General features: G+C 37.6%; 24 protein-coding genes. 5 read left to right on the plus strand and 19 right to left on the minus strand.

The window, feature by feature from the left end:
• Positions 1-10: 10 nt before the first annotated feature.
• Both PYW32_RS11400 and PYW32_RS11405 read right to left on the minus strand, forming a co-directional pair.
• Positions 11-982 (minus strand): ribose-phosphate diphosphokinase, encoded by a 972-nt coding sequence (locus PYW32_RS11400; protein WP_016174162.1) that lies wholly within the window; start codon positions 980-982, stop codon positions 11-13.
• Between the two features lie 76 nt (positions 983-1,058).
• A complete protein-coding gene (locus tag PYW32_RS11405) occupies positions 1,059-1,598 on the minus strand; it encodes a C39 family peptidase (protein ID WP_016174161.1) in 540 nt (179 codons plus the stop codon).
• Between the two features lie 73 nt (positions 1,599-1,671).
• Between PYW32_RS11405 and PYW32_RS11410 the strand changes: the two genes are divergently transcribed.
• Positions 1,672-3,576, plus strand: a complete 1,905-nt coding sequence (locus tag PYW32_RS11410) for a M13 family metallopeptidase (RefSeq protein WP_016174160.1) — start codon at positions 1,672-1,674, stop codon at positions 3,574-3,576.
• Positions 3,577-3,656: 80 nt separating this feature from the next.
• Here PYW32_RS11410 and PYW32_RS11415 read toward each other — a convergent pair whose 3' ends face one another.
• The 4 genes from PYW32_RS11415 to PYW32_RS11430 are packed head-to-tail and all read right to left on the minus strand — an operon-like array spanning position 3,657 to position 5,825.
• Complete coding sequence (locus PYW32_RS11415; RefSeq protein WP_016174159.1) at positions 3,657-4,202, minus strand: cysteine hydrolase family protein; 546 nt, start codon at positions 4,200-4,202, stop codon at positions 3,657-3,659.
• A gap of 11 nt (positions 4,203-4,213) precedes the next feature.
• Positions 4,214-4,909 carry a 5'-methylthioadenosine/adenosylhomocysteine nucleosidase gene (locus tag PYW32_RS11420; protein WP_016174158.1) on the minus strand — a complete coding sequence of 232 codons (696 nt, stop codon included), beginning with the start codon at positions 4,907-4,909 and terminating at the stop codon, positions 4,214-4,216.
• Positions 4,910-4,921: 12 nt separating this feature from the next.
• On the minus strand, positions 4,922-5,254 hold the full coding sequence (gene macP, locus PYW32_RS11425; RefSeq protein WP_016174157.1) for a cell wall synthase accessory phosphoprotein MacP: 333 nt from the start codon (positions 5,252-5,254) through the stop codon (positions 4,922-4,924).
• A gap of 1 nt (position 5,255) precedes the next feature.
• Positions 5,256-5,825 (minus strand): NUDIX hydrolase, encoded by a 570-nt coding sequence (locus PYW32_RS11430; RefSeq protein WP_035010026.1) that lies wholly within the window; start codon positions 5,823-5,825, stop codon positions 5,256-5,258.
• Positions 5,826-6,064: 239 nt separating this feature from the next.
• Here PYW32_RS11430 and PYW32_RS11435 point away from each other — a divergent pair, with 239 nt between their 5' ends.
• From PYW32_RS11435 to PYW32_RS11445, 3 genes are all read left to right on the plus strand, one after another.
• Positions 6,065-6,727: a helix-turn-helix transcriptional regulator gene (locus PYW32_RS11435; protein ID WP_016174155.1), complete on the plus strand. Its 663-nt coding sequence runs from the start codon at positions 6,065-6,067 to the stop codon at positions 6,725-6,727.
• Between the two features lie 167 nt (positions 6,728-6,894).
• Entirely contained in the window at positions 6,895-7,554 is a 660-nt protein-coding gene (locus tag PYW32_RS11440; protein ID WP_016174154.1) for a 5-bromo-4-chloroindolyl phosphate hydrolysis family protein, read from the plus strand.
• 65 nt (positions 7,555-7,619) lie between these two features.
• Positions 7,620-8,813 (plus strand): toxic anion resistance protein, encoded by a 1,194-nt coding sequence (locus PYW32_RS11445; RefSeq protein WP_016174153.1) that lies wholly within the window; start codon positions 7,620-7,622, stop codon positions 8,811-8,813.
• On the opposite strand, the gene PYW32_RS11450 is transcribed toward PYW32_RS11445, so the two are convergent.
• The 8 genes from PYW32_RS11450 to PYW32_RS11485 form a co-directional block, all read right to left on the minus strand.
• Positions 8,791-9,048: a hypothetical protein gene (locus PYW32_RS11450; RefSeq protein ID WP_016174152.1), complete on the minus strand. Its 258-nt coding sequence runs from the start codon at positions 9,046-9,048 to the stop codon at positions 8,791-8,793. The two genes, PYW32_RS11445 and PYW32_RS11450, sit on opposite strands and share 23 nt — an antisense overlap.
• Before the next feature lie 99 nt (positions 9,049-9,147).
• Positions 9,148-10,524 (minus strand): amino acid permease, encoded by a 1,377-nt coding sequence (locus tag PYW32_RS11455; RefSeq protein WP_016174151.1) that lies wholly within the window; start codon positions 10,522-10,524, stop codon positions 9,148-9,150.
• Between the two features lie 25 nt (positions 10,525-10,549).
• A complete protein-coding gene (locus PYW32_RS11460; protein WP_016174150.1) occupies positions 10,550-11,416 on the minus strand; it encodes a GRP family sugar transporter in 867 nt (288 codons plus the stop codon).
• 99 nt (positions 11,417-11,515) lie between these two features.
• Positions 11,516-12,541, minus strand: coding sequence for a two-component system sensor histidine kinase SapS (sapS, locus tag PYW32_RS11465; RefSeq protein ID WP_016174149.1), 1,026 nt, complete (start codon positions 12,539-12,541; stop codon positions 11,516-11,518).
• An 8-nt stretch (positions 12,542-12,549) separates the two neighbouring features.
• Complete coding sequence (sapR, locus tag PYW32_RS11470) at positions 12,550-13,224, minus strand: two-component system response regulator SapR (protein ID WP_016174148.1); 675 nt, start codon at positions 13,222-13,224, stop codon at positions 12,550-12,552.
• Positions 13,225-13,328: 104 nt separating this feature from the next.
• Positions 13,329-14,819, minus strand: a complete 1,491-nt coding sequence (locus PYW32_RS11475) for a phosphohexomutase domain-containing protein (protein ID WP_016174147.1) — start codon at positions 14,817-14,819, stop codon at positions 13,329-13,331.
• 106 nt (positions 14,820-14,925) lie between these two features.
• The gene (locus PYW32_RS11480) at positions 14,926-16,707 is read right to left on the minus strand and encodes an ABC transporter ATP-binding protein (protein ID WP_016174146.1); all 1,782 of its coding nucleotides are present in this window, start codon (positions 16,705-16,707) and stop codon (positions 14,926-14,928) included.
• Positions 16,708-18,447, minus strand: coding sequence for an ABC transporter ATP-binding protein (locus PYW32_RS11485; protein WP_016174145.1), 1,740 nt, complete (start codon positions 18,445-18,447; stop codon positions 16,708-16,710).
• Positions 18,448-18,621: 174 nt separating this feature from the next.
• Here PYW32_RS11485 and PYW32_RS11490 point away from each other — a divergent pair, with 174 nt between their 5' ends.
• Positions 18,622-19,449, plus strand: coding sequence for an AraC family transcriptional regulator (locus PYW32_RS11490; protein WP_016174144.1), 828 nt, complete (start codon positions 18,622-18,624; stop codon positions 19,447-19,449).
• Positions 19,450-19,467: 18 nt separating this feature from the next.
• Here the strand turns inward: PYW32_RS11490 and PYW32_RS11495 are convergent, their stop codons facing one another.
• The 5 genes from PYW32_RS11495 to PYW32_RS11515 form a co-directional block, all read right to left on the minus strand.
• Positions 19,468-21,114 carry a phosphoenolpyruvate carboxykinase (ATP) gene (locus PYW32_RS11495; protein ID WP_016174143.1) on the minus strand — a complete coding sequence of 549 codons (1,647 nt, stop codon included), beginning with the start codon at positions 21,112-21,114 and terminating at the stop codon, positions 19,468-19,470.
• 138 nt (positions 21,115-21,252) lie between these two features.
• Positions 21,253-21,747, minus strand: a complete 495-nt coding sequence (locus PYW32_RS11500; RefSeq protein WP_016174142.1) for a methylated-DNA--[protein]-cysteine S-methyltransferase — start codon at positions 21,745-21,747, stop codon at positions 21,253-21,255.
• Between the two features lie 119 nt (positions 21,748-21,866).
• The gene (locus PYW32_RS11505; protein ID WP_016174141.1) at positions 21,867-23,381 is read right to left on the minus strand and encodes a PASTA domain-containing protein; all 1,515 of its coding nucleotides are present in this window, start codon (positions 23,379-23,381) and stop codon (positions 21,867-21,869) included.
• Positions 23,374-24,048, minus strand: coding sequence for an ABC transporter ATP-binding protein (locus PYW32_RS11510; RefSeq protein ID WP_016174140.1), 675 nt, complete (start codon positions 24,046-24,048; stop codon positions 23,374-23,376). The genes PYW32_RS11505 and PYW32_RS11510 overlap by 8 nt, the downstream gene beginning before the upstream one ends.
• Before the next feature lie 13 nt (positions 24,049-24,061).
• On the minus strand, positions 24,062-25,567 hold the full coding sequence (locus tag PYW32_RS11515) for an ABC transporter permease (protein ID WP_016174139.1): 1,506 nt from the start codon (positions 25,565-25,567) through the stop codon (positions 24,062-24,064).
• Positions 25,568-25,680: the final 113 nt, after the last annotated feature.

Below are 25,680 nucleotides of genomic sequence, written 5' to 3' on the forward strand. Positions count from 1 at the left end.
GTTGCTTTTTTTATAAATAATTTTCGTCGTCTAATTTAAATAAAGGACTCATTGGTGTATTTTCGTGAATACGTTTCACCGCTTCACCCATTAATTTTGAACAAGTCACATACGTTAATTTTTCTGGGTGACGTGCTTCATCGGTTAAACAAGAGTCAGTCACACAAATATCTTCGATTGGCGCAGCGTCTAATGTTTCTTTGGCTGGTGGTGAAAGCAATGCATGAGAAGCACAAGCATAAATATCACTAGCACCGGCTTCTTTTAATAAACGAGCTGCTTGAGCAAAGGTTTTACCTGAATTTAAAATATCATCAACCATGATACATGTTTTACCAGCGACATCACCAATAACATAGCCGCCATTTTCTAATTCATCGTCTTGGTCAACAATTGCCAATGTCGTATTTAGATATTCAGCTAAACTTCTTGAACGTTGAACACCACTATTTTTCGGAGAAACAACCACATAATCATCACCTTGGAAGCCTTTTTCCATGTAGTAATGCGCAAATAATGGGCTTGTAAATAAATTATCCACAGGAATATCGAAGAATCCTTGAACTTGAACGGTATGCAAATCAAGTGTTAAGACACGCGTTGCACCTGCTTCAACTAACATATTGGCAATTAACTTCGCCGTGATTGGTTCATGTGGTTTTGCCGTACGGTCTTGACGAGCATACGCATAATAAGGAAGGACGATATTAATTGTTTTCGCACTAGCGCGTTTCATCGCATCAATCATAATCATTAATTCCATATAGTAATCATTTACTGGCTGATTCGTTGATTGGATGATGTAAATATGCGCACCACGAACACTTTCTTCAATACTGATAGCAATCTCGCCATCACTGAATTTTTTGATGTCGCATTTTCCTAATTTACAACCAAATACTTCTGCAATTTTTTCTGCTAATGGAACATTTCCATTCAAACTAAAGATTTTCAACGATTCATCGTGATATTTTTCGACCATGTGATCCTCCAAATAGAATTTTTTTTCATTTTAACACATTTTACGGATTTAGTTTAGCATGACTCTCTGTACGATATCAAGGAAGTGAGATTGTGCCATTGACCCATTTAGCTGGAATAACCTTGTTGTAGTTTCCCCAATTGTCATGAACCTTAAAAAAACGTTGGCCATCGCTGGTTTCCATATACGCATAAGCTGTCACCCAGTGATTGCCATATGTGCTGCCTAACACTTTTAACACACCGACAATTACCGGCTTGCCTTGGTCAATTCGTTTTACCGCACGTTGCCAACCTCCCGCCATGGTCATTCGCGCCCGTAGCTTTTTGTCAATATAATCAAAATACGTCGATAATCCATGTGAAATTTGTAAGGCGATTGTTGGTAAGCCATGACGTTGAATAAATAATTGTAAAAACTTCACCAACGCTTGCGATTGACGACTGTTCTTCTGACGGATATACGTTGGGATAATGTCTTCATCCAGATAATCTTGATAATATGCCAACAAAACTGCTGCCGCATGGGTTCCACAAAGATAACCTTGAGGCGTTGTCCATTGACGATATGCTTTAAAACGTTCTTCTGCAATGCCGTTCCATTCATCTTTTTTCATTGATTTGCTCCTTCTTCATTTGCGTGTTTGGTTCAACTGTATCATAATAAGAAGATGAAATGGAGTGAAAACAATGTCAGATTTGAAAAAACAAGATTTTTATGAGTATGTCAATGGTGACTGGATCAAAACAGCAGTCATTCCAGCCGACAAACCCGCAACAGGTGGTTTTCAAGATTTAGTAGAAGTAATTGACCAACTGTTAATGAATGAATTAAATCAAATGAGTGATGGTTCTTTAGAACTTCCTGAAAATCGCATGCAAGATGCCGTTAAACTGTATCAATTAGCACGTGATTACGACACTAGAAATCAATTGGGAAGCACACCTATTGCTGATTTATTAGCACGCGTCTCAAATTTGACCTCTTTTGAAGCATTAAACCAACAACTAGGTGATTGGATCAAAGAAGGTTTACCGTTACCGTTTCATTTTTTTGTCATGCCGGACATGAAAAAAGCGACCGAACATGCGCTTTACTTAAATCCAACCTCCTTAATTTTGCCAGATAAAACCTATTATGAAGAGGGACATCCCCAAACCGAAAAATTATTGCAAGTCTTCTTTGAAATGACAGTTAAACTATTACAACAATTTGGAAAAACACTTCCGGAAGCTGAAACAATTGCTGAACAAGCGCTAGCCTTCGACAAAGCATTGGCACCTTATGTTTTAAGCGCCGAAGAAAGTGCTGATTACACCAAAGCGTATAATCCTAAAAAAGTAACGGAAGTAGCAGCTTACTCTCAACAGATTGATTTTCTAAAAGCCATCGATGAGTTGCTTTCCGTCACTATCGATCAAGTCATCGTGACAGAACCAATTTATTTTGAAGCATTTGACGAAATCATTAGTGACGATCATTTTCCTTTAATGAAAAGTTGGATGTACGTCCAAACTATTTTGACCTATACAAGTTATTTAAGTGAAGAATTGCGCCAATTAGGTGGTACTTATCGTCGTTTTCTTTCTGGTGTTGATGAAGCAATGCCGCAAGAAAAAGCTGCTTATTATTTAACATTAGGTGAATTTGGACAAGTAATTGGCTTGTATTATGGCCAAAAATATTTTGGAGATAAAGCCAAACAAGATGTCCAACACATGGTACAGACGATGATTGGCGTTTATAAAGAACGTTTGGCAACCAAAGAATGGTTAAGTGAAGCAACGCGCGAAAAAGCGATTGTCAAATTAAACAATATGGGCGTACATGTCGGTTATCCTGATAAAATTCCAGCAGTTTATGATTTATTCGTAACTAAAACAGCAGAAGAAGGCGGTACACTTGTCAGCAATGTCCGTCACTTCTCACGTTTGGCACGTGAAAATCGTTTTAGTAAAGTCAAACAACCTGTCGATCGCAATGAATGGAGCATGGCTGCTTGTACTGTCAATGCTTATTACAGCGGCATGATGAATGTGATTGTTTTTCCTGCTGCTATTTTACAAAAACCATTTTATAGCGTGGAGCAATCAGCTAGTGCCAATTATGGTGGGATTGGGGCAGTGATTGCTCATGAAATTTCACATGCTTTCGACAATAATGGGGCGAAATTTGATGAATTTGGCAACCTAAATAACTGGTGGTCTGACGAAGACCTCGCACATTTTGATCAATTAGCTGAAGCGATGATTGCTGAATTTGATGGGTTAGAAATCGCGGGTGGAAAAGTAAATGGTAAATTGACCGTTTCTGAAAATATTGCTGATGCGGGCGGATTAAGTTGTGCATTAGAAGCCGCGAAAAAAGAAAGCAACGTCGCACTTGATGATTTCTTTACAAATTGGGCGAAAATTTGGCGCACCAAAGCAAAAGAGCAATACCAACAACTCTTGCTTTCTGTTGATGTACACGGTCCTGCTAAATTACGCGCAAACATCCAATTACAAAATTTAGCCGACTTTCATGCGTTTTATGGTATTGAAGCTGGTGATGCAATGTATCGTGCACCAGAAGATCGCGTGCAAATTTGGTAAATCAACAAAGAACAACATAAAAAAACAACGAGAGAGCAAGCTCCTGCTAAATGCTAGGAGCTTGCTCTCTCGTTTGTTTTTTATTCGATGGTCGCACCTAAGCTCCCTTTAAAATGACGCAATGCCCATTCATGACCTTGTGGATCAAAACTAGCAACCGCATCTTCAATAATATGAATGTGATAACCTAAATTATACGCATCCACAGCCGTATGCAAGACACAAATATCGGTACAGACACCTGTTAAATAAATATCTGTAATGCGACGTTCACGCAAACGAATGTCTAAATCCGTTCCACTAAATGCGGAATAATGTCGCTTATCTAACCAATACACATTTTTTGCAGCTTGATGCTTTTCATAAACTGGAGCTAAGCTGCCATACAATTGACGACCAGTCGTCCCAGCTAAATTATGTGGTGGAAACAATCGATTTTCTGGATGAAAGGTATCCTCTTTGTCATGACGATCAATCGCAAAGACCACAAAGTCTCCTGCTTCAATAAATGCTTGGGTTTGTGCCACAAGCGTTTCTTCTATCGCTTGACCCGCAGCGCCGGTTGTTAACGCGCCGTCTGTTGCCACAAAATCATTGGTATAATCAATCGAAATCAATGCTTTCATACGTCTTCCTCCTAAACTAAAGCTTCAACAAATGCTAAAACCATCTCTGCAGAACGTTTTCCTGCTATTTCAATAAACTCATCAAAGGATTGCGTTGCATCATGATCGGCTGTATCACTCATCGCGCGAATCACTAAAAACGGAACGTCAAATTGCATAGCTGTTTGTGCAATCGCTGCACCTTCCATTTCACAAGCTAATGCTTCTGGGAAATGCTCTAAAATAACCTGTATTTTTTCAGGGTCTGCAATAAACGAATCTCCCGTAACAATCAAGCCTTTTTTCACTTGATGATTAGTTTTTTCAGCGGCTTTTTCAATTGCTTGCATCAAGTGAGCATCCGCTTCATAATATAACGGCATACCACCAGGGACTTGTCCGTAAGCATAACCAAAACCAGTCGCGTCCACATCATGATACGCTAATTTTTCTGAAATGACTAAATCGCCGACTGCTAAACCCGCACCGATACCCCCTGCTGAACCAGTATTAATCACACAATCAACCTCGTATTGTTGAATCAATAAACTAGTTGTTAAAGAAGACAACACTTTACCAATCCCTGATTGCACGACAATCACATCATGTCCTGCATAAGTGCCCGCATAAAAAACGGCTCCTGCTTTTTCCCATGTTTGCAATTCTGTTAAGTTCTCTTTCAATACTGCGACTTCTTGTGCCATAGCACCAATAATTCCAATTTTCATTGTCCGACTCCTTTATAAGAAAAAGATCATCATCATTACAACAACAAGTAATAACGCCACAATGACAATACTCTTCACTAAAAAAGTATTCATTTCACGCGAACGTTGTTGTTCACTTGTACGTGTTTTTTTCGATGTCTCTTTTTTTAATTCTTTTCGATAATAATTTGTAGGTTCTTTTGTTTTACTTTTCGTTTTTTTAGGCGCTTGTTTTTTTGGTGTTTTCGATGAAGTTGCTGTCGCTTTTGGTTTCTTAATAATTTGACGATTACGCTCTAGTGCAGCTTCTTTTTCATCTTTTCGTTTTCGTAATTCTGACCGTGTCACTAAGGGACGCTTTGCCATCTTATACCCTCCCTTGGGCAATCAACAATTCCCAATACTGAATCGCAAAAATTGTTTTTGCATCACAGATTGTTTTTTCTTGAATCGCTTGTTTTGCCTCTGCTAGTGTCCATTCATAGACTTCTAACACTTCATCGTCATCTTGTGCTAGTGGATTGTCCACTTTTTTAATATTTTTTGCGTAATAGACGTGCAATAATTCATTGGCGAATCCTGGTGATAAATACATTGATGCCAAATGTTCCATACTTTCTGCACGGTAACCTGTTTCTTCTTCTAACTCACGAGCACCCGTTTCTTCTGGATGACGTCCTTCACCTGGGTCAATTTTGCCTGCTGGAATTTCAAAAATTACTTGTTCCAAAGGTTTTCTAAATTGTTTGACCAAAACAATTTTATTTTCATCGGTTAAAGCCAATACGCCCACACCACCTGGATGAAAAACTAGTTCACGTTGCGCTGTCTGTCCATCTGGTAAACGAACTTCATCTAACGCCACATCGATAATTTTTCCATGGAAAATTTCTTTACGGGTTATTGTTTTTTCTTCAAAATCTTCATAACGAAGCATTGTACCACCATTCTTTCTTGATTTATTCATTATCACCTAGTTTACCATAGAAAAGTTGAGATTTCCTAAGACCTAAGATAGAGATTTGCAAAGAAAACGAAGAAATTCAACCTACTGTCGTCGGATAAATGAGCATGAAATTAGATTATAAATAGAAAATTACTCATAATTCCTCTATAATAAAAGGAAGAAGCAACCGAATTACTCAGTATGGTGCAAAAGTATATAGGAGGAAAATGATGAAATCACTCGGAGAGCAGTTACAACAATATCGTATCGATCATAATTGGACACAGCAACAATTAGCCGATAAACTCGCTGTGTCTCGCTCAACTATTTCAAGTTGGGAAAGTGGCAAAAGCTTTCCTGATTTAGCCTGTCTCGTCTCTCTCAGCCGTTTATTTGATGTTCCTCTTGAAAAATTCTTCTCAAAAGACCCTTCTGTCATTAAAACGATCGCCCATGAACAACAACAAAATCGATTAAAAGGCTATCTTATTTTAGGATTACTGACGGTCATTTTCTTTTTAATTGGTGGTTTGGCATTAACCTATCAAGGGACGAATGTTGCAAACATTGTTTCTGCGCATGAAGTCGCTGTCACTCAAATCCCACAAAATAAACAAGATCAGTGGGTACCCATCACCTTTACAGATACTGACAGTCAAACCGTTCCTTATCTTTCCACACGTGCTTTTTTAGGCATACAAAAAGTTGTCAACGCTTCCGAAACCGATACCGTTGACATTCGGATTACTCGTCTGTCAGACAATCAACAAATTGGGGAATATACGCTTAAACCCAATGCAGCACATGACTTACCCAAATTACAACGAAATGAAAAATATTTTGTCGAAATTCGTAGCACAGCAGAAACATGTGTCTTAAATTTCGTATCATAAAGGAGAAAACTATTGAAAAATAGACATTTCTTATAAATTTCCTAAATTCCAAAAATCCACCGCAAGTCGGATTCTTTTCTTTTCAGTTACATGCTAAAATAAATTTGTAAACAACAAAGAATTCGAACGAGCATGTTGTATCCAATAAATTTAGGAGGAATGAGCAAATGAAACGTTCAACTTGGACTATTATTGGTCTTGTCACTATCGGTGCGATTATTTTTGGCACGATGTTATCAGATTACTTCCCTGTTCTTTTACTAATTGGCGGTGTTCTACTGGTTGTGTATGGTTTCAAAGGAAAATCCGCACCAGTTTCAAACAATAGTTTGCCTGTTTTATCAAAAAAACGTGAGCAAACCTATCTTGAAAGCGGAATGTCTTATCGTGAAATTGAGTTTTTCCGTGAAACCTTAAATCAAGCCAAACAAGAAATTGAAAAGCTGCAAGCAAACATCAGTCAAAATGCTAAATTAAAAGCGATTGACTTACGCCACGATACAATTCGTGCAGCCAAAGCCTTGTTTAAAGAGTTGGTTAAAGAACCAACACGTTTAAACGAAGCCAGTCATTTTCTTTATACACACTTACCAAATATGGTTGATTTAACAAATAAATATTTAGAAATCAACAATCACGAAATTAAAAGTCGTGACACCTATGAAAAAATGGAAGAAAGTATTCAAATTATCGACCAAATGGCATCGTTGATTACACAAGACTATCAAAAATTTGTGGCGGATGATTTAGAAGAATTAGACGTAGAGTTATCTATTGCAAAACAAAGCATTAAAAGAGAAAATCAATATAAAGAAGAAGTGAGATAAAAGACATCTTTTGTCTCATTTCTCTCGAATAAATCACTGTTTCTATTAAAGGAGGAACTACATATATGACTGACACACCTAAAACAGATGTTACCGATACATTAGAAGATTTATTAAGCGATCCATTTGCTGCCAACTTAGATTCATTAACAACTACGCAAAAACAAGAAATCTCATCGTTACAAGAACAACAAAAAGCACCTCGTTTAATTGACCAGTTGCCAGAAAGTCGTCAACAACAAGCCAAAGAATTAGCGGCAAAAATTGATGCAACTGACCAACAAGCTGTCATTACATACGGTGCAGCGGCACAAACAAAACTAAGTGATTTTTCACAATCGATGTTAAATCATGTACAAGCAGCCGATATTGGACCTGTAGGCGACTCATTAACAGAATTGATGTATCGTCTGCAAGAAGCCAATCCCGACGATTTACGTGCTGGTGAAGGTAGTATCTTCAAGCGTATGTTTGGTAAAGTGAAACAATCGATTTATGAAATTACCGCCAAATACCAAAAAATTGGCGCACAAATCGATAAAGTTGCTGTGAAGTTGGACAAGGAAAAAGAAGGATTATTAAAAGATAACTTAATGCTTGAACAGCTTTACAACAAAAACAAAGATTATTTTGATGCGTTAAACATCTATATCGCAGCTGGTGAATTAAAAATGGAAGAATTACAAACGCAAATTATTCCTGAAGCTCTAGACAAAGCGCAAAAAACAGGCGACCAAATGGATGTGCAAATCGCAAACGACTATTCACAATTCTTAGATCGTTTAGACAAACGCACGCATGATTTGCGTTTAGCACGCCAAATTACCATTCAACAAGCACCACAGATTCGTTTGATTCAAAATACAAACCAAGCTTTAGCAGAAAAAATTCACGCATCCATCAATACAGCAATTCCATTGTGGAAAAACCAAGTGGTCATTGCCTTAACATTACTACGTCAAAAAGATGCCGCAACAGCACAACGTCAAGTATCTGAGACAACAAATGATTTATTACGTAAAAACTCAGAAATGTTGAAAGTGTCGGCTATCGAAACAGCTCGTGAAAACGAACGTGGAATCGTGGATATCGAAACCTTGCAACAAACACAAAATGACTTAGTCGAAACAATCCAAGAAACATTACGCATCCAACAAGAAGGAAAAGAAAAACGTCGCAATGCGGAAGTGGAATTGGGAATGATGGAAGAAGACTTGAAACAACGTCTCTTAGACATCACTTCAGGCAACCAAAATTAATCAAAAAACCAATTACCTCGTTGTAATTGGTTTTTTTCATAGGAAGACTTTCTAATTTATAGTTGGTTTTCTTCTCAAAACGCCACAGATTGACACTTGTTACGAATAGAAAAAGCAATAATCCAACAATATAACGTGTATCTCCCAAAGCAATGCCTTTACCAAACACACCTAATCCTAAAATCAGCAACACTACGTAAAACAATCGAACGAAAAAAATAATGTTTTTTTTCATTTCCATCACTCCTTCTATTCTTCTACTTTTATTGTAATATACGCTATTTTTTCACTAACATACAAAAAAGATGTTGGCACGTGTTCCGCGCCAACATCTTTATTTTTTATTCAAATGACTATGTTGGTAACCATATACGAAATAAATGATTAAACCAATAACGCTAGTAATCCCAAATACCAACCAGGTCACTCCACTAAAACGAGTCATTAAAAAGATACACGCAATGACTGAAACCAGTGGCAATACTGGGACAAAGGGCACTCGAAATTCGCCTTTTTTTGGCGCTCCTAATTGTTTACGCAAGCGTAAAATCCCTAGAGACATCATCACCAAACAAGCTAAACCAGTGATGTTTGTCAATTCTGCCAAAATAGTTAATGGAAAAGCGGCTGCAAAAAACAAAGCAATGCCTCCTGCAACATAGGTCGCATTTTTAGGTGTCCGACGTTTCTCATCAATTTTTTGCAAGAAACTTGGCAATAAACCATCTTTACTAATCGCATAAATCAATCGTGCCAATGAATACAACATCGAAATCGTTACTGTCAGCAGCGTTAAAATAGCCCCAACAGAAATAATTGAACCGATAAGTCCTTTATTGACATACCGCATCGCAAACGCAACTGGATCGCCAATACCTAATTGTTCAAAGGGAACAATTCCAGTTAGAATCATCGTCACTGTAATATACAGTAACGTCGCAATAACAATTGCCCCAATAATCCCTCTAGGAATGTCTTTTTGAGGATTTTTGACTTCCTCTGCTGCCATCGAAATCGCATCAAACCCTAAAAAGGCAAAGAAAACCAAGGCAGCACCATTCATAATCCCTTTTGTTCCATAAGGCATAAATGGTTGCCAATTATTCGGGTCCACATAAAATACTCCAACAACAATAAATAAAATGATAATGCCAAATTTCACCCAGACCATCAAATTATTTAATCGCAAGGCTTTTTTCACTTCTTGCGTTACCCATAACGTGATAAAAATAATCACCAGTGCAGCAATTAAATCAACATACGTTCCTTCTTTGGGATTGTAACTGGCAGTTAATGCATGTGGTAACGAAAGATTGATACTTCCTAAAAATCCTTGAACATATCCCGACCATCCTGATGCCACAGATGATACGGCTAACATATACTCACAGATTAAAAACCAACCTGCCATCCAAGCACTTAATTCACCAAAAACGACATACATGTAGCCATAAGGGCCCCCTGAAATTGGCACACGTGAAGCAAATTCTGCAAAACACAACCCACTTAAAATGACTACAATTGCCGCAACAATAAAGGATGCACTTAACGCAGGCCCAGCATAATTGGCAGAAGCTTGACCAGTGATGACAAAAATCCCTGTGCCGATAACGGCGCCAATGCCCAACATAATTAAATCTTTTAAAGTCAGTTCTTTCGTTAAATAGCTGAGTGCTTGTTTATCCGCTGACTTTTTTCTAAATACTTTCATGTGTCCACCACCTGTTAAGTCCTGCTTATAAAGCTTTTAAGTAACCTAACAATAGTCCGCCAATAATCACCATGAGACAGCCCACGATGACAAAACGGAATTCCTTCTTCGTTTTACTTTCACCTAAAATAAAAATACCACCTAATGTTGAAATGATAATTCCCATTTGTGATAGTGAGAAACCAATGGCTAAACCGATTTGTTGCACAGTCATTAACATACACACATTTCCAATTCCCCATAACAAACCTGAAGCCATATTTTTCCACACAAACGCATCAATTTTTACTTTTCTAAAAGCAAATAAACTAGCGCCCATGATCATGCCAATACTTTGTGGCAAAATAATTGCTAACGGATCTAATTTTGCCCAAGTAATAACAATTGTATACGCACCATAACCAATTGTTGAGAAAATTAACGCGCGGAAACCCTTACCAAAATCATACAAACGTCCCGAAGTCTCAACAGCTTTCTCATCATCTTGGCGAGCAGTCAAATAAGCACCAAAAACTAAGAAGAATAACGCACATAAACCAATCACAAAATCACGTGTTTGGGTCCATTCATGAAAAAAGACTGCACCTGCTAACGTATTTAACGCTAACTGCATCCCTGTCGACATCGGTAGTCCTACAGAAACGCCCATGTATTTCATTCCATGGAATTGACCGTTTTGTCCGACTGACCAAAAAAGACCGGATAAAAAACCAATCAAACAAATCCAAGGGGTAATAGTTGGTTGTAAAGTAATGAATAATACGAGAGAAAATAGAAACGCACCAATCGTCATCCCTAACGTTTGTTGATTGGCATCGCCACCAATTTTCCCACTCACAAGTCCAATGCTTCCCCAAGCAAGCATTGGTACTAAGGCAATTAAAATTGTCATAATAGCTCCATTCTGTTAAAAAGTAATAAAAACACCGTATTATTCTAACAATGAATGCCCCATCATGACAATAGTAACATGTGTTATATGAGAGAATTTTTAGCGTTCTTCTTCATAGTAACTAAGCATAGGGAAAAATAACATCATCTTCGTCCCTGTTCCGACAACCGATTCTGCTGTTAACGTCACACCTAATTGTTTTGCCAAATTTTTAGCTAAATATAATCCAAGCCCTGTTGAATGTGTTTGTGCGTTACGCCCATTTTGACCAGTAAAACCTTTATCAAAAATCCGACGCATGTCTTCTTCTGGAATGCCAATGCCACTATCTGTCATTTCCAACTGCACACCTTCACGTTTTTTGTGTAGCACGATAGTAATCGTGCCATTTTCTGGCGTATATTTAATCGCATTGCTTAATAACTGACGAAAAATGAAGCCAATCCATTTAGAGTCTGTTAACACTTGTTGGTCGTCTCCTTCGACTGTAAATCGAATATTTTTTTGAATAAAATAATTGGCTTGGCTACGTAATACAGGTTGAATAATCTGTTTCAATGATGTTTCTTGAATCAAATAATCTTTGGTAAAACTGTCCAAACGTGCGACATATAACACTTGGTCAACATACTCATCAATCCGATGCAATTCATTTTCTAAAGCCATGTACTTGTTATCCTCAATATCAAATTCAATGGAACGTAATAACAATTGACTGGCCGCTAAAGGAACTTTGATTTCATGAACCCATGAATCAATATAATCTTTTTGCTCATCTTGATTGGTGACTACTTGTTGCATATTTTCTTGGTGTTCGCGAATGACTTGGTTGATAAATTCTTGTTCCAAGCGTTCTTCTTCACTGCGCGCCGTCGAAAGATATTTTTGTAACACACTATCGCCTTCATGAAACGATAATTCTTGCCACCAACGACGTTTCGATAAATAATGCACCGCTAAGATAATGCCTAACACCACGCTTTGAATCAGTATCAAATACCAAAAAGTGCCTACGCTTAGATGCACGCCGGGAGATAGCCAAATAATAAACATCGTTAAGCCCACAAAAAGAAACCAGCCAATAAACACCCACCACTGATCTTTTAAATATTTCCAAATACTCATCGCTCACCTCATGGAATAATGTATCCTTGACCAACCTTCGTCTCGATATAGCCTTTTACACCAGCTTGTTCTATTTTGCGACGTAAACGATTAATATTCACAGTTAAGGTATTATCATCTACAAATCGTTCATCGTCCCATAACGCACGTAGTAACTTCTCACGACTTAAAATTTTCCCGTGATTTTTCATCAAAATATACAAAAGACGGTACTCATTTTTACTTAAATCAATCACTTCGCCGTTCACATCGACACTACCATTATCCACGTTCAGCACTAATCCATTATGGCTAATCGTTTCACTATTGTTTTCTACATAGTTATACGAGCGACGCAATAATGCATTAATTTTCGCTACTAAGACGTCTAACTCAAATGGTTTCGTAATAAAATCATCGGCACCCATATTCATCGCCATAATCATATCCATATTTGTGTTACGACTGGAAATAAAAATAATCGGAACTTTTGAGATTTCACGAATCTTTTGACACCAGTAGTACCCATCAAAGACCGGTAAGTTAATATCCAACAAAATTAATTGTGGTTCTTCTGTTTTAAAATCTAATAAGACTTGATGAAAATCAGTCGTACCAAATGTATCGAATTGCCATTTTTCTAATTCTTCCATAATTAATTGACCAATAACTGCTTCGTCTTCTACAATCATAATTTTTGCCATGTTCGTGCCTCCTTGTCTTCTTTACTGTACCAAATTTCTAGTATTTAGACCATGGATACTCCATACAAAAAAGCCAAGAATTCGAAAATTCTTGGCTCAGACTGTTAAATAAATGGGACTAATTTTTCTTGATTCACTTCTTCGTACGCCGTTAAAAATTGATGGATTTCACGTAATACACTTGGAATGATTCCCGCTTCATCATTTTCAACTTGCAAAACTAACAATGGTTCATGCAAACTCATGCGCAATAAGAACCACCCTGAACCAAATGTATCAGATAATTTAAAACGAATCCCTTCGTCATTTTCAGGATCAACTGTCCATCCCGCAACTTGATGTGTAGCCAAAGCAGCAATCACCGCTTCTCCTAACGCACGATACTCGTCGGCTTCTAATTTGAAACGAACTTCTTGGGTTTCGGCTGGTTGCTTCAAGTCAGCAATCAATCCTTCTAATGTTTGATTTTCCGCTTGCAATTGTGGCAATAACATCAAAATTTTAGCAATGACATACGCGCCATCGTCTAAGAAATAGTTCTCTTTAAACGCAGCATGTCCACTTGTCTCAATTGCTAATTGGGAATCAATCCCCGCTTCATTTAATTGTATCGCTTTGTTGATAACATTACGATACCCTGAAATGTACCGCACTTGTTTGCCATTTAACGCTTCAATAAATTCTTTTAGATGATCTGTCGTTGGTGAATTAGTGACAATACTCGTCCCTGGATGTTCCGCTAAAACAATCCGACTTAACACAGCAATTAAGTTGTTACGATTTAGCACATCACCAGTTTTGGTCACTACCGCAGAACGGTCAACATCCGTATCAAAAATAACCCCTAAATCAGCGTTGTTGGCTAACACCGCTTCTTGAATACTCGCCATGGCTTCTTTATTATCTGGATTTGGAATATGGTTTGGAAAATGTCCATCTGGTTCTAAAAATTGGGAACCTGTTGTATCGGCACCGAGTGGTTGTAAGACTTTATCTGCAAAGAAACCACCTGCACCATTCCCCGCATCGACAATGATTTTTAATCCTTTTAACGGCTCTTGCGGTGTGCCTTTAATTCCTTGGCGAATCTTTTGCACCAAATCTTGCGCATAAGGCGTTAAAATATCCGCTTCACGAACGTGACCCGTTGCAGCCGATTGTTCTTCCGTATGACTTAAAATAAATTGAATATCTTCTTTTTCAGCTCCACCTTGGCGACTGAAAATTTTGACACCATTAAAGTAATAAGGTAAATGACTTGCTGTTAGCATGACACCTGCATGACACGCAAATTCTGGAAATTGTGTACTCATAAACATCGCGGGTGTGGTCGCTAAATGAAAGTCAATCACATCGACACCTTGACGTATCAACGCATCAATCAAAGCTGTTTTTAAACTGGCACCACTTAAACGACTGTCTTGACCGACACCAACCACAAGTGGTGTCTCACCTGTTTTGGTACGTAACCAATGAATCAAACCTGAAGCAATTTTTTCCATCGCAGCCGGTGTTAAATTAGCTGGATATTCTTCGGTAGCAATCGCAATGCCGCGAATGTCTGAACCATTTTGCAATTTTTCTAATGCTGTCATGTATTTTCCCCCTTAAATCGTGTTGCGCTTTCATTATAACAAAAAAATCGCACCTGTCGTACTTTTTAGGTATTTTTTACTAAAAAGTCCAACAGATGCTTTTTTCTTAATTGGTATGAATCAAATCGTATTGTGATTGGTACAAATGATGGTACTTGCCTTTTTGTGCCATTAACTCATCATGGGTACCGGCTTCGACAATTTGCCCTTGATCGATATAAAAAATCTGAGAACTATTTTTAATGGTCGATAGACGATGCGCAATAATAAATGAGGTTCGTCCTTTTAATAGTTCTTGCAATCCTTGTTGTAAAAGCTCTTCGGTTTTGGTATCAATACTGGAAGTTGCTTCATCTAAAATCAAAATTTTCGGGTCCGCCAACAAAGCACGAGCAAAAGATATTAATTGGCGTTGCCCTGCAGAAAGGGTACTCCCTCGTTCTTCTACTATCGTTTGATACCCTTCTTTTAACTCTGAGATAAAATCATGGGCACGCACAATTTTTGCTGCTGCGATAATTTCTTCTTCCGTAGCATCTAAGCGACCATAGCGAATATTTTCTAAAATAGTCCCACTGAAAACAAACGTATCTTGTAACATCACACCCATTTGTGTTCGTAGCGAATGCAATGTCACCTCGCGGACATCGTAACCGTCCACTTTTACATATCCTTCGTTGACATCATAAAAACGACTGAGTAAATTAATAATTGTTGTTTTTCCTGCACCAGTTGGACCCACCAACGCAATCGACTGTCCCGGAGTAATATGAAACGTCACATGATTTAAAATATTTTTGCCTTCTTCATAGCGGAACGTCACTTCTTCAAAATCAACACGCCCTTGAATCGGTGGCAATACTTTTGCCTCGGGTGCATCTTGAATATCAGGAACTTCATCCATCGTTTCAAAAATGCGTTCTAAATAAGCTGTCGCTGTTACCAATGAATTGTAAAAATTACCGATACTAATGACAGGGTTCCAAAAATTATTAATGTACCCAATAAAAGCGATCAATGTTCCCGTCGAAACGTCCACGCCCATTTGCCGAATGCCTAAGAAATAAATCAGGCACGTCGTTAATACGGAAATATTTTGAACACCAGGCCATAATAAAAATTGGATTTTTACAGCGTGCATCCATGAAGTCCGAAATTCTTCACTGACTTCATTAAAAATCTCATAATTCTTTTTCTCACGCGCGAACGATTGAGTGATCTTAATCCCCGCAATACTTTCGTGAATATAAGCATTTAAATTCGATTGTTTATTACTCAAAGCTTGGTACGCTTTACGTTGTTGACTAGTAATCACCATCACCAAAATAAATAAAATAGGCAACAACGCCAAACTATACAACGTCAATTTGACATCAATGAAAAACATAAACAACAACGTAATAATGACACTAAAAATATCAGAAATTAAATTAATTAGCCCATTACTCAACAAATCACTTAACGTATTGATATAATTCACAACACGAATCAAAATTTTTCCATGAGGACGATTATCAAAATACGAGAAGGGCAGGCGTTGTAGATGTTCAAAAATGGACGAACGCATATCTTTCAAAATGTCTTGCCCAATTTCTGTAATTGCTAAAATACGATACTTCATACACCAGGCAATCACAAAAAGCGAAAGTAAAAAAATCATACCTAACCCTAACAGTAACGGAATATTTTTTTGAGGAATCACATCATCAATCGCAATTTTTGTGAAATATGGCCCTAACATTCCTGCTGTATTCGCCAAAATAATGATGAATAACACCTTAAAAATGGCTGTACGATAAGGTTTAATATATCCGCCTAAACGCTGATAATGTGACCAATTAAATTCACGGGTCAATTCCTCATCTACATCGAATTTATTTCGTGCCATTTACTTCACCTCCCCGTCTACTAAACCAAGTTGCTTCTGATAAACATCGTAATAAAAGCCTTTTTTCGCTACCAATTCTTGATGCGTTCCAGCTTCAACGACACGTCCTTTTTCCATCATCAAAATCAAATCGGCTTCACGCACAGAAGAAATACGGTGGGCAATAATGAACGTGGTCTTCGCATCGGTTAGTGCCGTTAGTTCTTTTTGAATTTTCGATTCAGTTTCCATATCCACTGCCGAAGTCGTGTCATCTAAGATTAAAATTGCTGGGTCTTTTGCCAAGGCTCGGGCTAAAGAAATCCGCTGTTTTTGACCGCCTGATAAGCCCACACCACGTTCACCGACAATCGTTTCATATCCTTCTGGCATGCGACTAATAAAATGATGCGCATCTGCAATTTCGGCTACGCGCTGAATATAAGCTTCATCTGCATAAGGATTCCCAAAAGCAATATTGTCCTCAATTGTGTCTGAAAATAAAAAGACATCTTGCATGACCATTGAAATATTTTCGCGTAATTGACGAACAGGATAACTTTTTGCATCTTTGCCATCAATTAAGACCCGTCCACTCGTCGGATCGTAAAAACGCGCCACTAAATTGACTAAGGTGGTTTTCCCTGATCCTGTTTCACCCAAAATACCAAGGGTTTGTCCTGGGGCAATTTTAAACGAAACATCTTCTAACACATTGCTATTTGGATCATCTGAAAAATGAAAGGACACATGGTCGAATGTCACATACCCTTGAATAGCAACCGCTTCTTCACCTTCCACTGGAATTGTTGCTTGCGTGTTCATCACTTGGCGAATTTTGACACAAGAAGCAGAAAAACGTTGCACATCATTAATCAACCAACCACTCATACGCATTGGTTGATTGAGCATCCATAAAAAACCATTAAATGTAATTAAATTACCTAATGACATCTGTCCTTGAATCACAAACCAGCCACCTAATACTAACGTCGTTAAATTTAAACTACCTGCCAACATATCTAACCAAGGTAAATATTTCCCTGAAACTTTTGCTGATGCCATGTTTTTTTGCTTATAATCTTCATTGTAGGCATGGAATTTTTCAATTTCGTAGGGTTCGCGTGCAAAAGCTTTTACTACTCGGTTCCCACCTATATTTTCTTCCACCATTGAGTTTAAACGTGAAAAACTCTCACGAATGTCAAAAAAGACTGGGTGTGCTTCTTTGGACATTTTCATCGTTAAGAAATAAATCACTGGTGTAATCACCACTAATGCCAGCATTAATGGCAAATTAATCGTTGCCATCATCATAATAGCGGTCACAAACCATAAAATACATTCAATAATGTTATACGATACCCATGAAACAAAATGGCGAATCGCATCTGTATCGCCTGTCATTCGGGCCATAATATCACCGACACGTGTATGGTTAAAAAAATCGAAATCTAATTCTTGCAACTTCTTATACATATCTTTCCGAAGTTGAAACAACACATTTTGACCAATCCGTTCGAACATCATCTGATACAAATAACGGATGATTGTTCGAAATAACGTAATCCCGATCATGATTCCTAATAAGGGCACCAATAAATTTCCCTTTCCTTGATCAATCACTTGGTCAACAAGCATTCCTGAAACGACTGGATTTACAATAATTAAGATAGCATTCATTACAACAAAAATAAGTGCTAGAACCATGCGTCCTTTATAAATTTTGGCGTAATGCCAAATCCATTGAAAATTATTCATAAACATCCCTCCAAACTGTCCTTTGTATCCCTTATCATACCGCTCTGATTTTAAATTAGAATGGAATATTCTAGTAAGAAAGATGGAGATTTTTGCCATTTTTCCAATAGGTATTTGATGCTTTTATATCATCTAATTTTAATTTTACGTTATAATACAAATGGAGGTGAGTCGATGGATATTCAAGAATTTAATCCAAGCATTTATTATGCGTTTGATGTCTGGAATCCTGAAAATAACGAAAATAAAAAACACCATCATGATTTTTTCGAAATTTCCATTATTTTAGAAGGCGAAGCATCTTACTTCTTTAATCAACGTTGGCAAACTGTACGTGGAGGCGATATTTTATTATTCAATCCTTATGTAGAACATGCTGAACGACAACTGCCAAATACACATTCGCACCAACTGCACATTGGTATTGGTCGCTTCGAATTGGAAGGGTTTTCTAAAAATACATTTCCTAATCAAGAGATTCTTTTAAGTAGTCAAGAGGATCAAATCAAAGTTTTTGATAAAGCATGGCAATTAATTAACGAATTTGGTCGTCAGCATATCAACTTGATTTGTAAAGGGTTAATTTTTGAAATGATGGGCTTAATTTTACGCTGTTTAGAACAAAATGAACAAGCGGATTCTGCGATTTTAAGCAAAAACGATCGCTTAAAACAAGCTGTCCAACTCATTATTACCTACATCGAAAATAATTATGCCCAAGAAATTACAATTGAACAATTAGCGACGACTCATTTTGTCAGTCCCACCTATTTATCGAAAATTTTTAAGGAAGTGACTGGTGTTTCACCAATTAATTATTTAATTTTGATTCGTCTACAACAAGCCTATCAACTTTTAGTCACCGAAGAATATCCCATTAAAGAAGTTGCACGAGCCGTTGGGTATGAAGATGCCTATCATTTTAGTAAATCCTTTAAAAAACAATACGGGATTGCCCCTTCTGCTGTACGCCAAAAACATTCGCAGGAAATGGCCAACTAAGCATTTCCTGCGAATGTTTTAAATTAGTTTTTGTAATGAAGCAATGACGTTTGCCATTGCTTGTGCTGCTTCTTGGGGCAACGCATTAAATTCATCTTGTTTTAAGATAAAATCCAAACGTTCTTGCATACGTGCGAGCACTTTTTCTAAATAAGCTCCTTGGGTAAAATCAACCACAAACCCATCAATTGGTAAATAAGTCATACCTTCCATCGAATCAAACGGCACAAATTGTTCCGGATGTTCAATGATGGTTTCAACACTTGCTAAAGTGACTTCAGGAGCAATATTTTTCCCGTTAAATGCGCCAGTATTTAGAATATAACAGGCGGTTGCTTGTTTTTGAAATAGTTCTCGGAAATTGGCATAATCTTCGCCTAAAGGATAGCTACGGAAGGGATTGGCATAGGGTTCAATCACTAAGGTATCCAAGTCAACATCACCAATCACATGTTCCGCTGTGCTTCGTTTAGTGGCTAAAGTTAAACCAAAAACTGCGGCTAAAACTGGATCATCAATTTTCACAACTGGTGGTAAACTATCATCCTTCATAATCCAAAAAATAGCGTCTAATTTTTCCGTAATGACATCCACTCGATTTTTCGTAACGTAACGCGATTTAACCGTACGACCATTTCCATTGCGAATGTCTTCTAACACTGGAACTTTTCGGCCTTGCTCGTCTAAGGTCACGCCTACATTTTGCAGCGTTAAAAAGTAAGCAACGCGACTATCGGTTAACGGATAATCTTGCACTTTATCGAAATAAGCTGGTTCCAGAGCAATCGTTGTTTCTGTGTCTTGATGAATGATAAAGGCGTCATCATGGAGGACATCCACATGGTATCGTCCGTGATGCTTTGTTAAAGTAATCGTGGATTTCCCCGATCCCGATAAACCAAATGTTGCCATCGTAAATTTCCGATCCGCTAAATGATATTGTTTCACTCCGCCATGACATGCCACAAATTGGTTGCGATGGGCAGTTGCCCAAGCTAAGGTCAATGTTCCTTTTTTCAACTCGCCAAAATAACGCAATCCTAAAATTGCGGCAACATTATGAATGGGATCAAACAATGCTAGTCCATGAGGAAAATCCGGATGGGTCCATTCTGGATTCGCAAACAAATAGATATCATTTTCATTGAAGGGTTGGGAATCTTCGTAACGTGTGCGCCATTGGTCAGTTTCTATTTGAAAATTTAATAAGTAGGAATATAAGTTTAGCTCGAAACCTTCTGGTACCAATACATGACTTCGAATCATAAACTGTTCATCTAGTCCAACAACCACATTCCCTTGATAAAATTGCTGTTTCGTTGCTTGATACAATGCTTCACGCAATAACCCATCATAATATTTTTGATCGACTCCCGGTTGCCCGATAATGACCCGTGCTGCGGATGTTCGTCCGACTACTTTACCATCATTTCCAACAAGCATCTTAGCATCCTTAGGTAAACCTAGTTTATCCGCATATTTTACAGGTACATCAGTAACTATCGTATTTGGTGCTTGCTCCGCTTTACAGTAAGCGCTTTCTAAATTGAGAATAACTTCTACATTATTTCCATAAAAAAATGTTTCAATTAAGGTTTTAGTACTGGAAAACAAGCCATTTTCTGGATGAATGTCGGCTTGCTTAAATTGTTGAATCGAACTCATGATCTCCCTCCTCTATAAATTGATGCAAAATTCTAATAATTTAATTATATCTGAAATTTGCTTTCTATACAAAAAAGAGACTGTATCCGAACGATAGTGCGTGTGTTCCTCGCCCTTTGTATCGCGCGGATAGAATCTTTAAGAATAAGTGTGACCTTCAATCGCTAGTAAACGACGTTTCAGTAGCAAGCCTCCACGAAAACCAGTCAGTGAACCATCTTTTCCTAACACACGATGACAAGGAACTACGATTAACAAAGGATTTCTACCAACTGCATTGGCAACAGCACGCACTGCTGTCGGTCGCCCAATTTTCTCTGCAAGGGCACTATATGTTATCGTCGTGCCATAAGGAATTTTGTGGAGTTCTTGCCAAACTTGTTTTTGAAAATCTGTGCCAATTAAATCGACCGGAAAGGAGAAAGTTGTACCCGTCTGAGTAAAATAATCTTTCAAAGGTTGCACATACATTGCGACTTTTTGGTCATCAACAAATACGTCATATCCTTTAAAAAACTTCGCTAAATCTTCATTATTCGCCACTAAATCAAAATAAGCCAAACCTTTATCCGTTGCTGCAAAAATATATTCTTCCTCACCAATGGTTGCCGTTGTTGTATACAGTCGTTTCATTGTACGTTCCTACTTTCTAGCATAGTTATTTGTTGTCAATATAGCATATCTCTCACCATGAAACAAACATACGTTCTCAAATAAAAAAGCTATCCGAAGCGTGCTGCTTCGGATAGCTTTTATTCACTCACTACTGATTCTTCTGTTGATTTCATCGAAGTTGTTGCCTCGTCAGTTTCAGACGTAGGTGTTTCAGGAAATTCTGGTATTTCTTCTACTTTGGGTTTCAAGTTGCCTAAACTAATGCCGATACTAATCGTTGCTTCAATTGGTAAAAATTGACCGTATTGACTCATTTCGACAACGGTTCCTTTCGGTTCAGAAGAATCCACATAATACACCGTATAATAAATATAGGCTCCTTTTGATTGGTATTCATCAAAGAATAATTTTGGTAAATCTCCTTCTGTCGTACTTCCACGTAAATCTTTCATGTATGGTCGACCTTGAGAGTACACCACTTCCACTGGTGGAATCGTGTCACCTTCTGTGTATTCTTTACCTGATTCTACAGATTGGCTAATAAATTGCCCATAAGGAACATCCGAAGAATACAGATTTTTGATAATCACAGGAACTTTTGATTCGATACCGCTAGCTTCTTCCATCGTATACATGGCATAATCCGGCACAACAATCGCCTTACCTTTGGACACATGAACAACAATTTCGTCTTGTTTCGCAATTTTTGTTCCTTTGCTTGTCTCTTGTGAAATGACTGTATCCACAGCTACATCATTTGAAAAATCTTTTTCCGTTTTCAACTTCACATCATTTTTCTTCGTCCAATCCGTTACTTCGGATAATGGTTTGCCTTTAAAATCAGGAACTTCAATATTTTTTTCAAAGACTTCTTTGCCTTTTGAATAATAAATAGTTAGGCGGTCTTGGCGTTTATAATCGTCTAATTTCAACTCTTTATTGGCCGCTTCTTGCTTGATAAACTCACCTTTTGCCACGTTATTATCAAATGATTCTAACAAAGTAATGTTCTCTGCTTTGTGTTCTGTAATCCAATCAGAGGCCGCTTTTTTATCCATTGTTTTAAAGTCAGGCAATGTAATTTTTTCTTCTGGATCTGCGCCTAGACTACCTTTAATGGTGAGGGTTTTGCCTTTTTTGATTTTTTTATCCGGCGCCACAGCTTGCGAGATGACATTATTGACATCGGTATCAAAATCGTATTCTTGATCTACTTTAATAACTACGCCTTCTTCAGTTCCCCATGCACGTACTTCTGAAATTTCTTTATTCACAAAATCGGGCACTTTCACATGCGTTAATTGATAATACGTGAAAAACAACGCCACTGCTGCTAAAACAACGGAAATCCCAATGAAGATATATTTTCTTCGTTGGCGTTTTTGATACGTTGGATCAAATTCTGTTTCTTCTGTTTGAAAACGACTGACGGGTGGTTCGTCAGTTGACTTTGTTTTCGCTTGACGTGTCGGTGGCGCTTCGGTCGGTTCTTTTTTCGACTCAGAAGTCGGTTCAGAAACGACTTTTTCAACCACTTCTTCAGTTGTCTCTTCTTCTGCTACAGCTTCTTCTGATTCAGGCTGTTTTTTAGAAGGTTCTTTTTTTTGCCCATCATAATTGTTTTTCGTAAAATTAGAAAGAAAATCACTCATATGGTTTCAACACACCTTTTCTTAAATACAACATTTCATCGGCTTGTTGGGCAATTTCATTGGAGTGAGTAACCATGATGACACATTTATTGTGCGTATGTGCCAATTCTTTGAAGATATCCACAATTTCTTGTTCCATTTCTTCATCTAAATTTCCTGTCGGCTCATCTGCTAGAATAATATCTACGTTCGTTGCTAATGCCCGGGCAATAGCCACACGTTGTTGTTCTCCCCCCGATAACTGATTCACTAAACGATCAGCTTTATCGCGCGTAATACCGATATAATCCAACAAGTTATAGGCTACCTCACGATGGTTATCTGGTAATTTATTATCCGTAATCGACATTGGCACTAATACATTTTCAACTGCTGTCAAATAAGGAATTAAGTTATAACTTTGGAAAATAATACTAATTTCATCACGACGGTATTTATCATACCCCAATGCTTTAATATCTTTTCCATTCAATAAAATTTCACCAGATTTAGGTGAATCTAATGCACTGATTAGCGACAGGAAAGTCGTTTTTCCTGACCCAGATTGTCCTAAAATGGCATAGAAGGTGCCTTTTTCAAAAGACACAGAGGTTTCTTTTAAAATATAACGGCGTTGATCGCCATCTTGATAAAAATAATCAACTTTTTTTGTTTCCAATAAAACCATTATTTCATCCTCCTTACATCATAATTTTCTTCGGATTCAAGCGTAAAATATAAAGCAATGGTAAAATCGCTGAAAGTAACACAGTTCCTAAACCTAAAAGTAAGTAGCTAATGATATAACCCACTGAGAACGTTACTTTATAAGCAGATTGAATATCGTCATAAGAAACATTTGGTGTATTTAACGAATAACCACCGATATAGCCATTCATCATATCTCCTGAATTACTTAACCAGTCTGTTTGTAATAAAGAATTGGATACTGCACCACCTAAAAGATTTCCTGTTACCAGAGAAAGGACCAAAGCAATTATACTTGTTAATAACAACTCGACCACAATTTGACCGATAATTTCGGTGCGACTTTCGCCTAAAGAAAGATAAATCCCCAATTCATGTTTACGGTCACGCAAGAATAGCAAGACAACTAATGAAATAATTAAAATTGTTGCTAATGCAGCGATAATCACGACATATTTTGAAATCGTGCCTAATTTTTTCATGCCACCTGCAATTTGTTCATACTGATCCGTTGACGCAAAGACTTGGTAATATTCGTTACTAATTAACGCATTGGCTTCTTCACGGAAAGCTTCGACATCATCCACTGATTTCAGAACATACGTTACTTGATAATAGTCTTGTGATTCTTGTAAAGCTAAATCTTCTTCACTCATTTTCCAAATTTTTTGTGATTGTTCTTTATTTAAAGCTTTGACTAATTCATTTGGCATATAAAGCGTGTTGATTTGTTCCACTGCACGCCATTCCTCTTCATCCATGCCTTCGTCTTTACTTTTTTCTTTATTTTCTTTTTTCACTACTGAGAAAATCCCACCAACTTTAACTGGAAAATCAAAAGTAGCAATTTCTGGAGTAGCTGGTTCTTCATTGTCTTCTGACATCATTTCTTCAGAGAAAACTTCACCTGTAACATCGATGGCTACTTGATCACCCACAGAAAGATTATTTGCTTCCGCCACTTCACGACTGATTAATACCGTGTTTTCACCATCTTTAATCGCTTTGTCGGTAAACGTTTCGCCGCTTTCCAATTTGATAATTCCTTCTTCTAAATCAACAACTTCTTTACGGTTCACGCCTTTGATGTTGAAACTATATTTATAGCTGCCTCCATAACTGACGCCACCTTCTTCTGGTGAATATGCCTTGAATTTATTGGTACCAATAAACGCAGAAATCGACATATCATAATATTTAACATAAGGTAATTTGCCAATTGCTTCTAACTCTTTCGTAGGCGGTGTCGTAAACCACTTATCATCTTCAAATTTTTCGGGATTTTTTTGTTGATCTTTATCAAATTTTTCATAATCCATTTCGACTGTTGCTTGTGCTCCCATTTGTTTCTTCGTTTCTTTTTCAACATTCTGTGTAGATTGTTGAATTGCAACTGCGCCAGCGATTACATTACCTAAAATAAAAATGACTAAAAACAAAATAAATGATCGCCCTTTTCTTCGTGTCACACTTTTCAGTGCTCGTTGCCAAAATTTCATCTCCTAAATCCTCCCTATCACATTTCTATTCATTATTCCACAGATGCAAAAGGCTTACAATCCCTTTTCTAAGCTTTTCACATACGGCTGTTGTCTTTTTCATACCGAAAAAA

Origin of the sequence: Enterococcus saccharolyticus subsp. saccharolyticus, from assembly GCF_029023825.1 — a bacterium.
Taxonomy (GTDB): Bacteria; Bacillota; Bacilli; order Lactobacillales; family Enterococcaceae; genus Enterococcus_F; species Enterococcus_F saccharolyticus.

What these genes read in the sequence shown, in the direction of transcription:
- PYW32_RS11475 (WP_016174147.1), bottom strand. Translation starts at nt 14,819, where the DNA reads ATGACAGCATTAGAAAAATTGCAAAATGGTTCAGACATTCGCGGCATT.
- macP (WP_016174157.1), bottom strand. Translation starts at nt 5,254, where the DNA reads ATGGCAAAGCGTCCCTTAGTGACACGGTCAGAATTACGAAAACGAAAA.
- PYW32_RS11510 (WP_016174140.1), bottom strand. Translation starts at nt 24,048, where the DNA reads ATGGTTTTATTGGAAACAAAAAAAGTTGATTATTTTTATCAAGATGGC.
- PYW32_RS11505 (WP_016174141.1), bottom strand. Translation starts at nt 23,381, where the DNA reads ATGAGTGATTTTCTTTCTAATTTTACGAAAAACAATTATGATGGGCAA.
- PYW32_RS11410 (WP_016174160.1), top strand. Translation starts at nt 1,672, where the DNA reads ATGTCAGATTTGAAAAAACAAGATTTTTATGAGTATGTCAATGGTGAC.
- PYW32_RS11405 (WP_016174161.1), bottom strand. Translation starts at nt 1,598, where the DNA reads ATGAAAAAAGATGAATGGAACGGCATTGCAGAAGAACGTTTTAAAGCA.
- PYW32_RS11490 (WP_016174144.1), top strand. Translation starts at nt 18,622, where the DNA reads ATGGATATTCAAGAATTTAATCCAAGCATTTATTATGCGTTTGATGTC.
- PYW32_RS11445 (WP_016174153.1), top strand. Translation starts at nt 7,620, where the DNA reads ATGACTGACACACCTAAAACAGATGTTACCGATACATTAGAAGATTTA.
- PYW32_RS11460 (WP_016174150.1), bottom strand. Translation starts at nt 11,416, where the DNA reads ATGACAATTTTAATTGCCTTAGTACCAATGCTTGCTTGGGGAAGCATT.
- sapS (WP_016174149.1), bottom strand. Translation starts at nt 12,541, where the DNA reads ATGAGTATTTGGAAATATTTAAAAGATCAGTGGTGGGTGTTTATTGGC.
- PYW32_RS11440 (WP_016174154.1), top strand. Translation starts at nt 6,895, where the DNA reads ATGAAACGTTCAACTTGGACTATTATTGGTCTTGTCACTATCGGTGCG.
- PYW32_RS11420 (WP_016174158.1), bottom strand. Translation starts at nt 4,909, where the DNA reads ATGAAAATTGGAATTATTGGTGCTATGGCACAAGAAGTCGCAGTATTG.
- PYW32_RS11415 (WP_016174159.1), bottom strand. Translation starts at nt 4,202, where the DNA reads ATGAAAGCATTGATTTCGATTGATTATACCAATGATTTTGTGGCAACA.
- PYW32_RS11495 (WP_016174143.1), bottom strand. Translation starts at nt 21,114, where the DNA reads ATGAGTTCGATTCAACAATTTAAGCAAGCCGACATTCATCCAGAAAAT.
- sapR (WP_016174148.1), bottom strand. Translation starts at nt 13,224, where the DNA reads ATGGCAAAAATTATGATTGTAGAAGACGAAGCAGTTATTGGTCAATTA.
- PYW32_RS11430 (WP_035010026.1), bottom strand. Translation starts at nt 5,825, where the DNA reads ATGCTTCGTTATGAAGATTTTGAAGAAAAAACAATAACCCGTAAAGAA.
- PYW32_RS11485 (WP_016174145.1), bottom strand. Translation starts at nt 18,447, where the DNA reads ATGAATAATTTTCAATGGATTTGGCATTACGCCAAAATTTATAAAGGA.
- PYW32_RS11515 (WP_016174139.1), bottom strand. Translation starts at nt 25,567, where the DNA reads ATGAAATTTTGGCAACGAGCACTGAAAAGTGTGACACGAAGAAAAGGG.
- PYW32_RS11480 (WP_016174146.1), bottom strand. Translation starts at nt 16,707, where the DNA reads ATGGCACGAAATAAATTCGATGTAGATGAGGAATTGACCCGTGAATTT.
- PYW32_RS11500 (WP_016174142.1), bottom strand. Translation starts at nt 21,747, where the DNA reads ATGAAACGACTGTATACAACAACGGCAACCATTGGTGAGGAAGAATAT.
- PYW32_RS11450 (WP_016174152.1), bottom strand. Translation starts at nt 9,048, where the DNA reads ATGAAAAAAAACATTATTTTTTTCGTTCGATTGTTTTACGTAGTGTTG.
- PYW32_RS11400 (WP_016174162.1), bottom strand. Translation starts at nt 982, where the DNA reads ATGGTCGAAAAATATCACGATGAATCGTTGAAAATCTTTAGTTTGAAT.
- PYW32_RS11435 (WP_016174155.1), top strand. Translation starts at nt 6,065, where the DNA reads ATGAAATCACTCGGAGAGCAGTTACAACAATATCGTATCGATCATAAT.
- PYW32_RS11455 (WP_016174151.1), bottom strand. Translation starts at nt 10,524, where the DNA reads ATGAAAGTATTTAGAAAAAAGTCAGCGGATAAACAAGCACTCAGCTAT.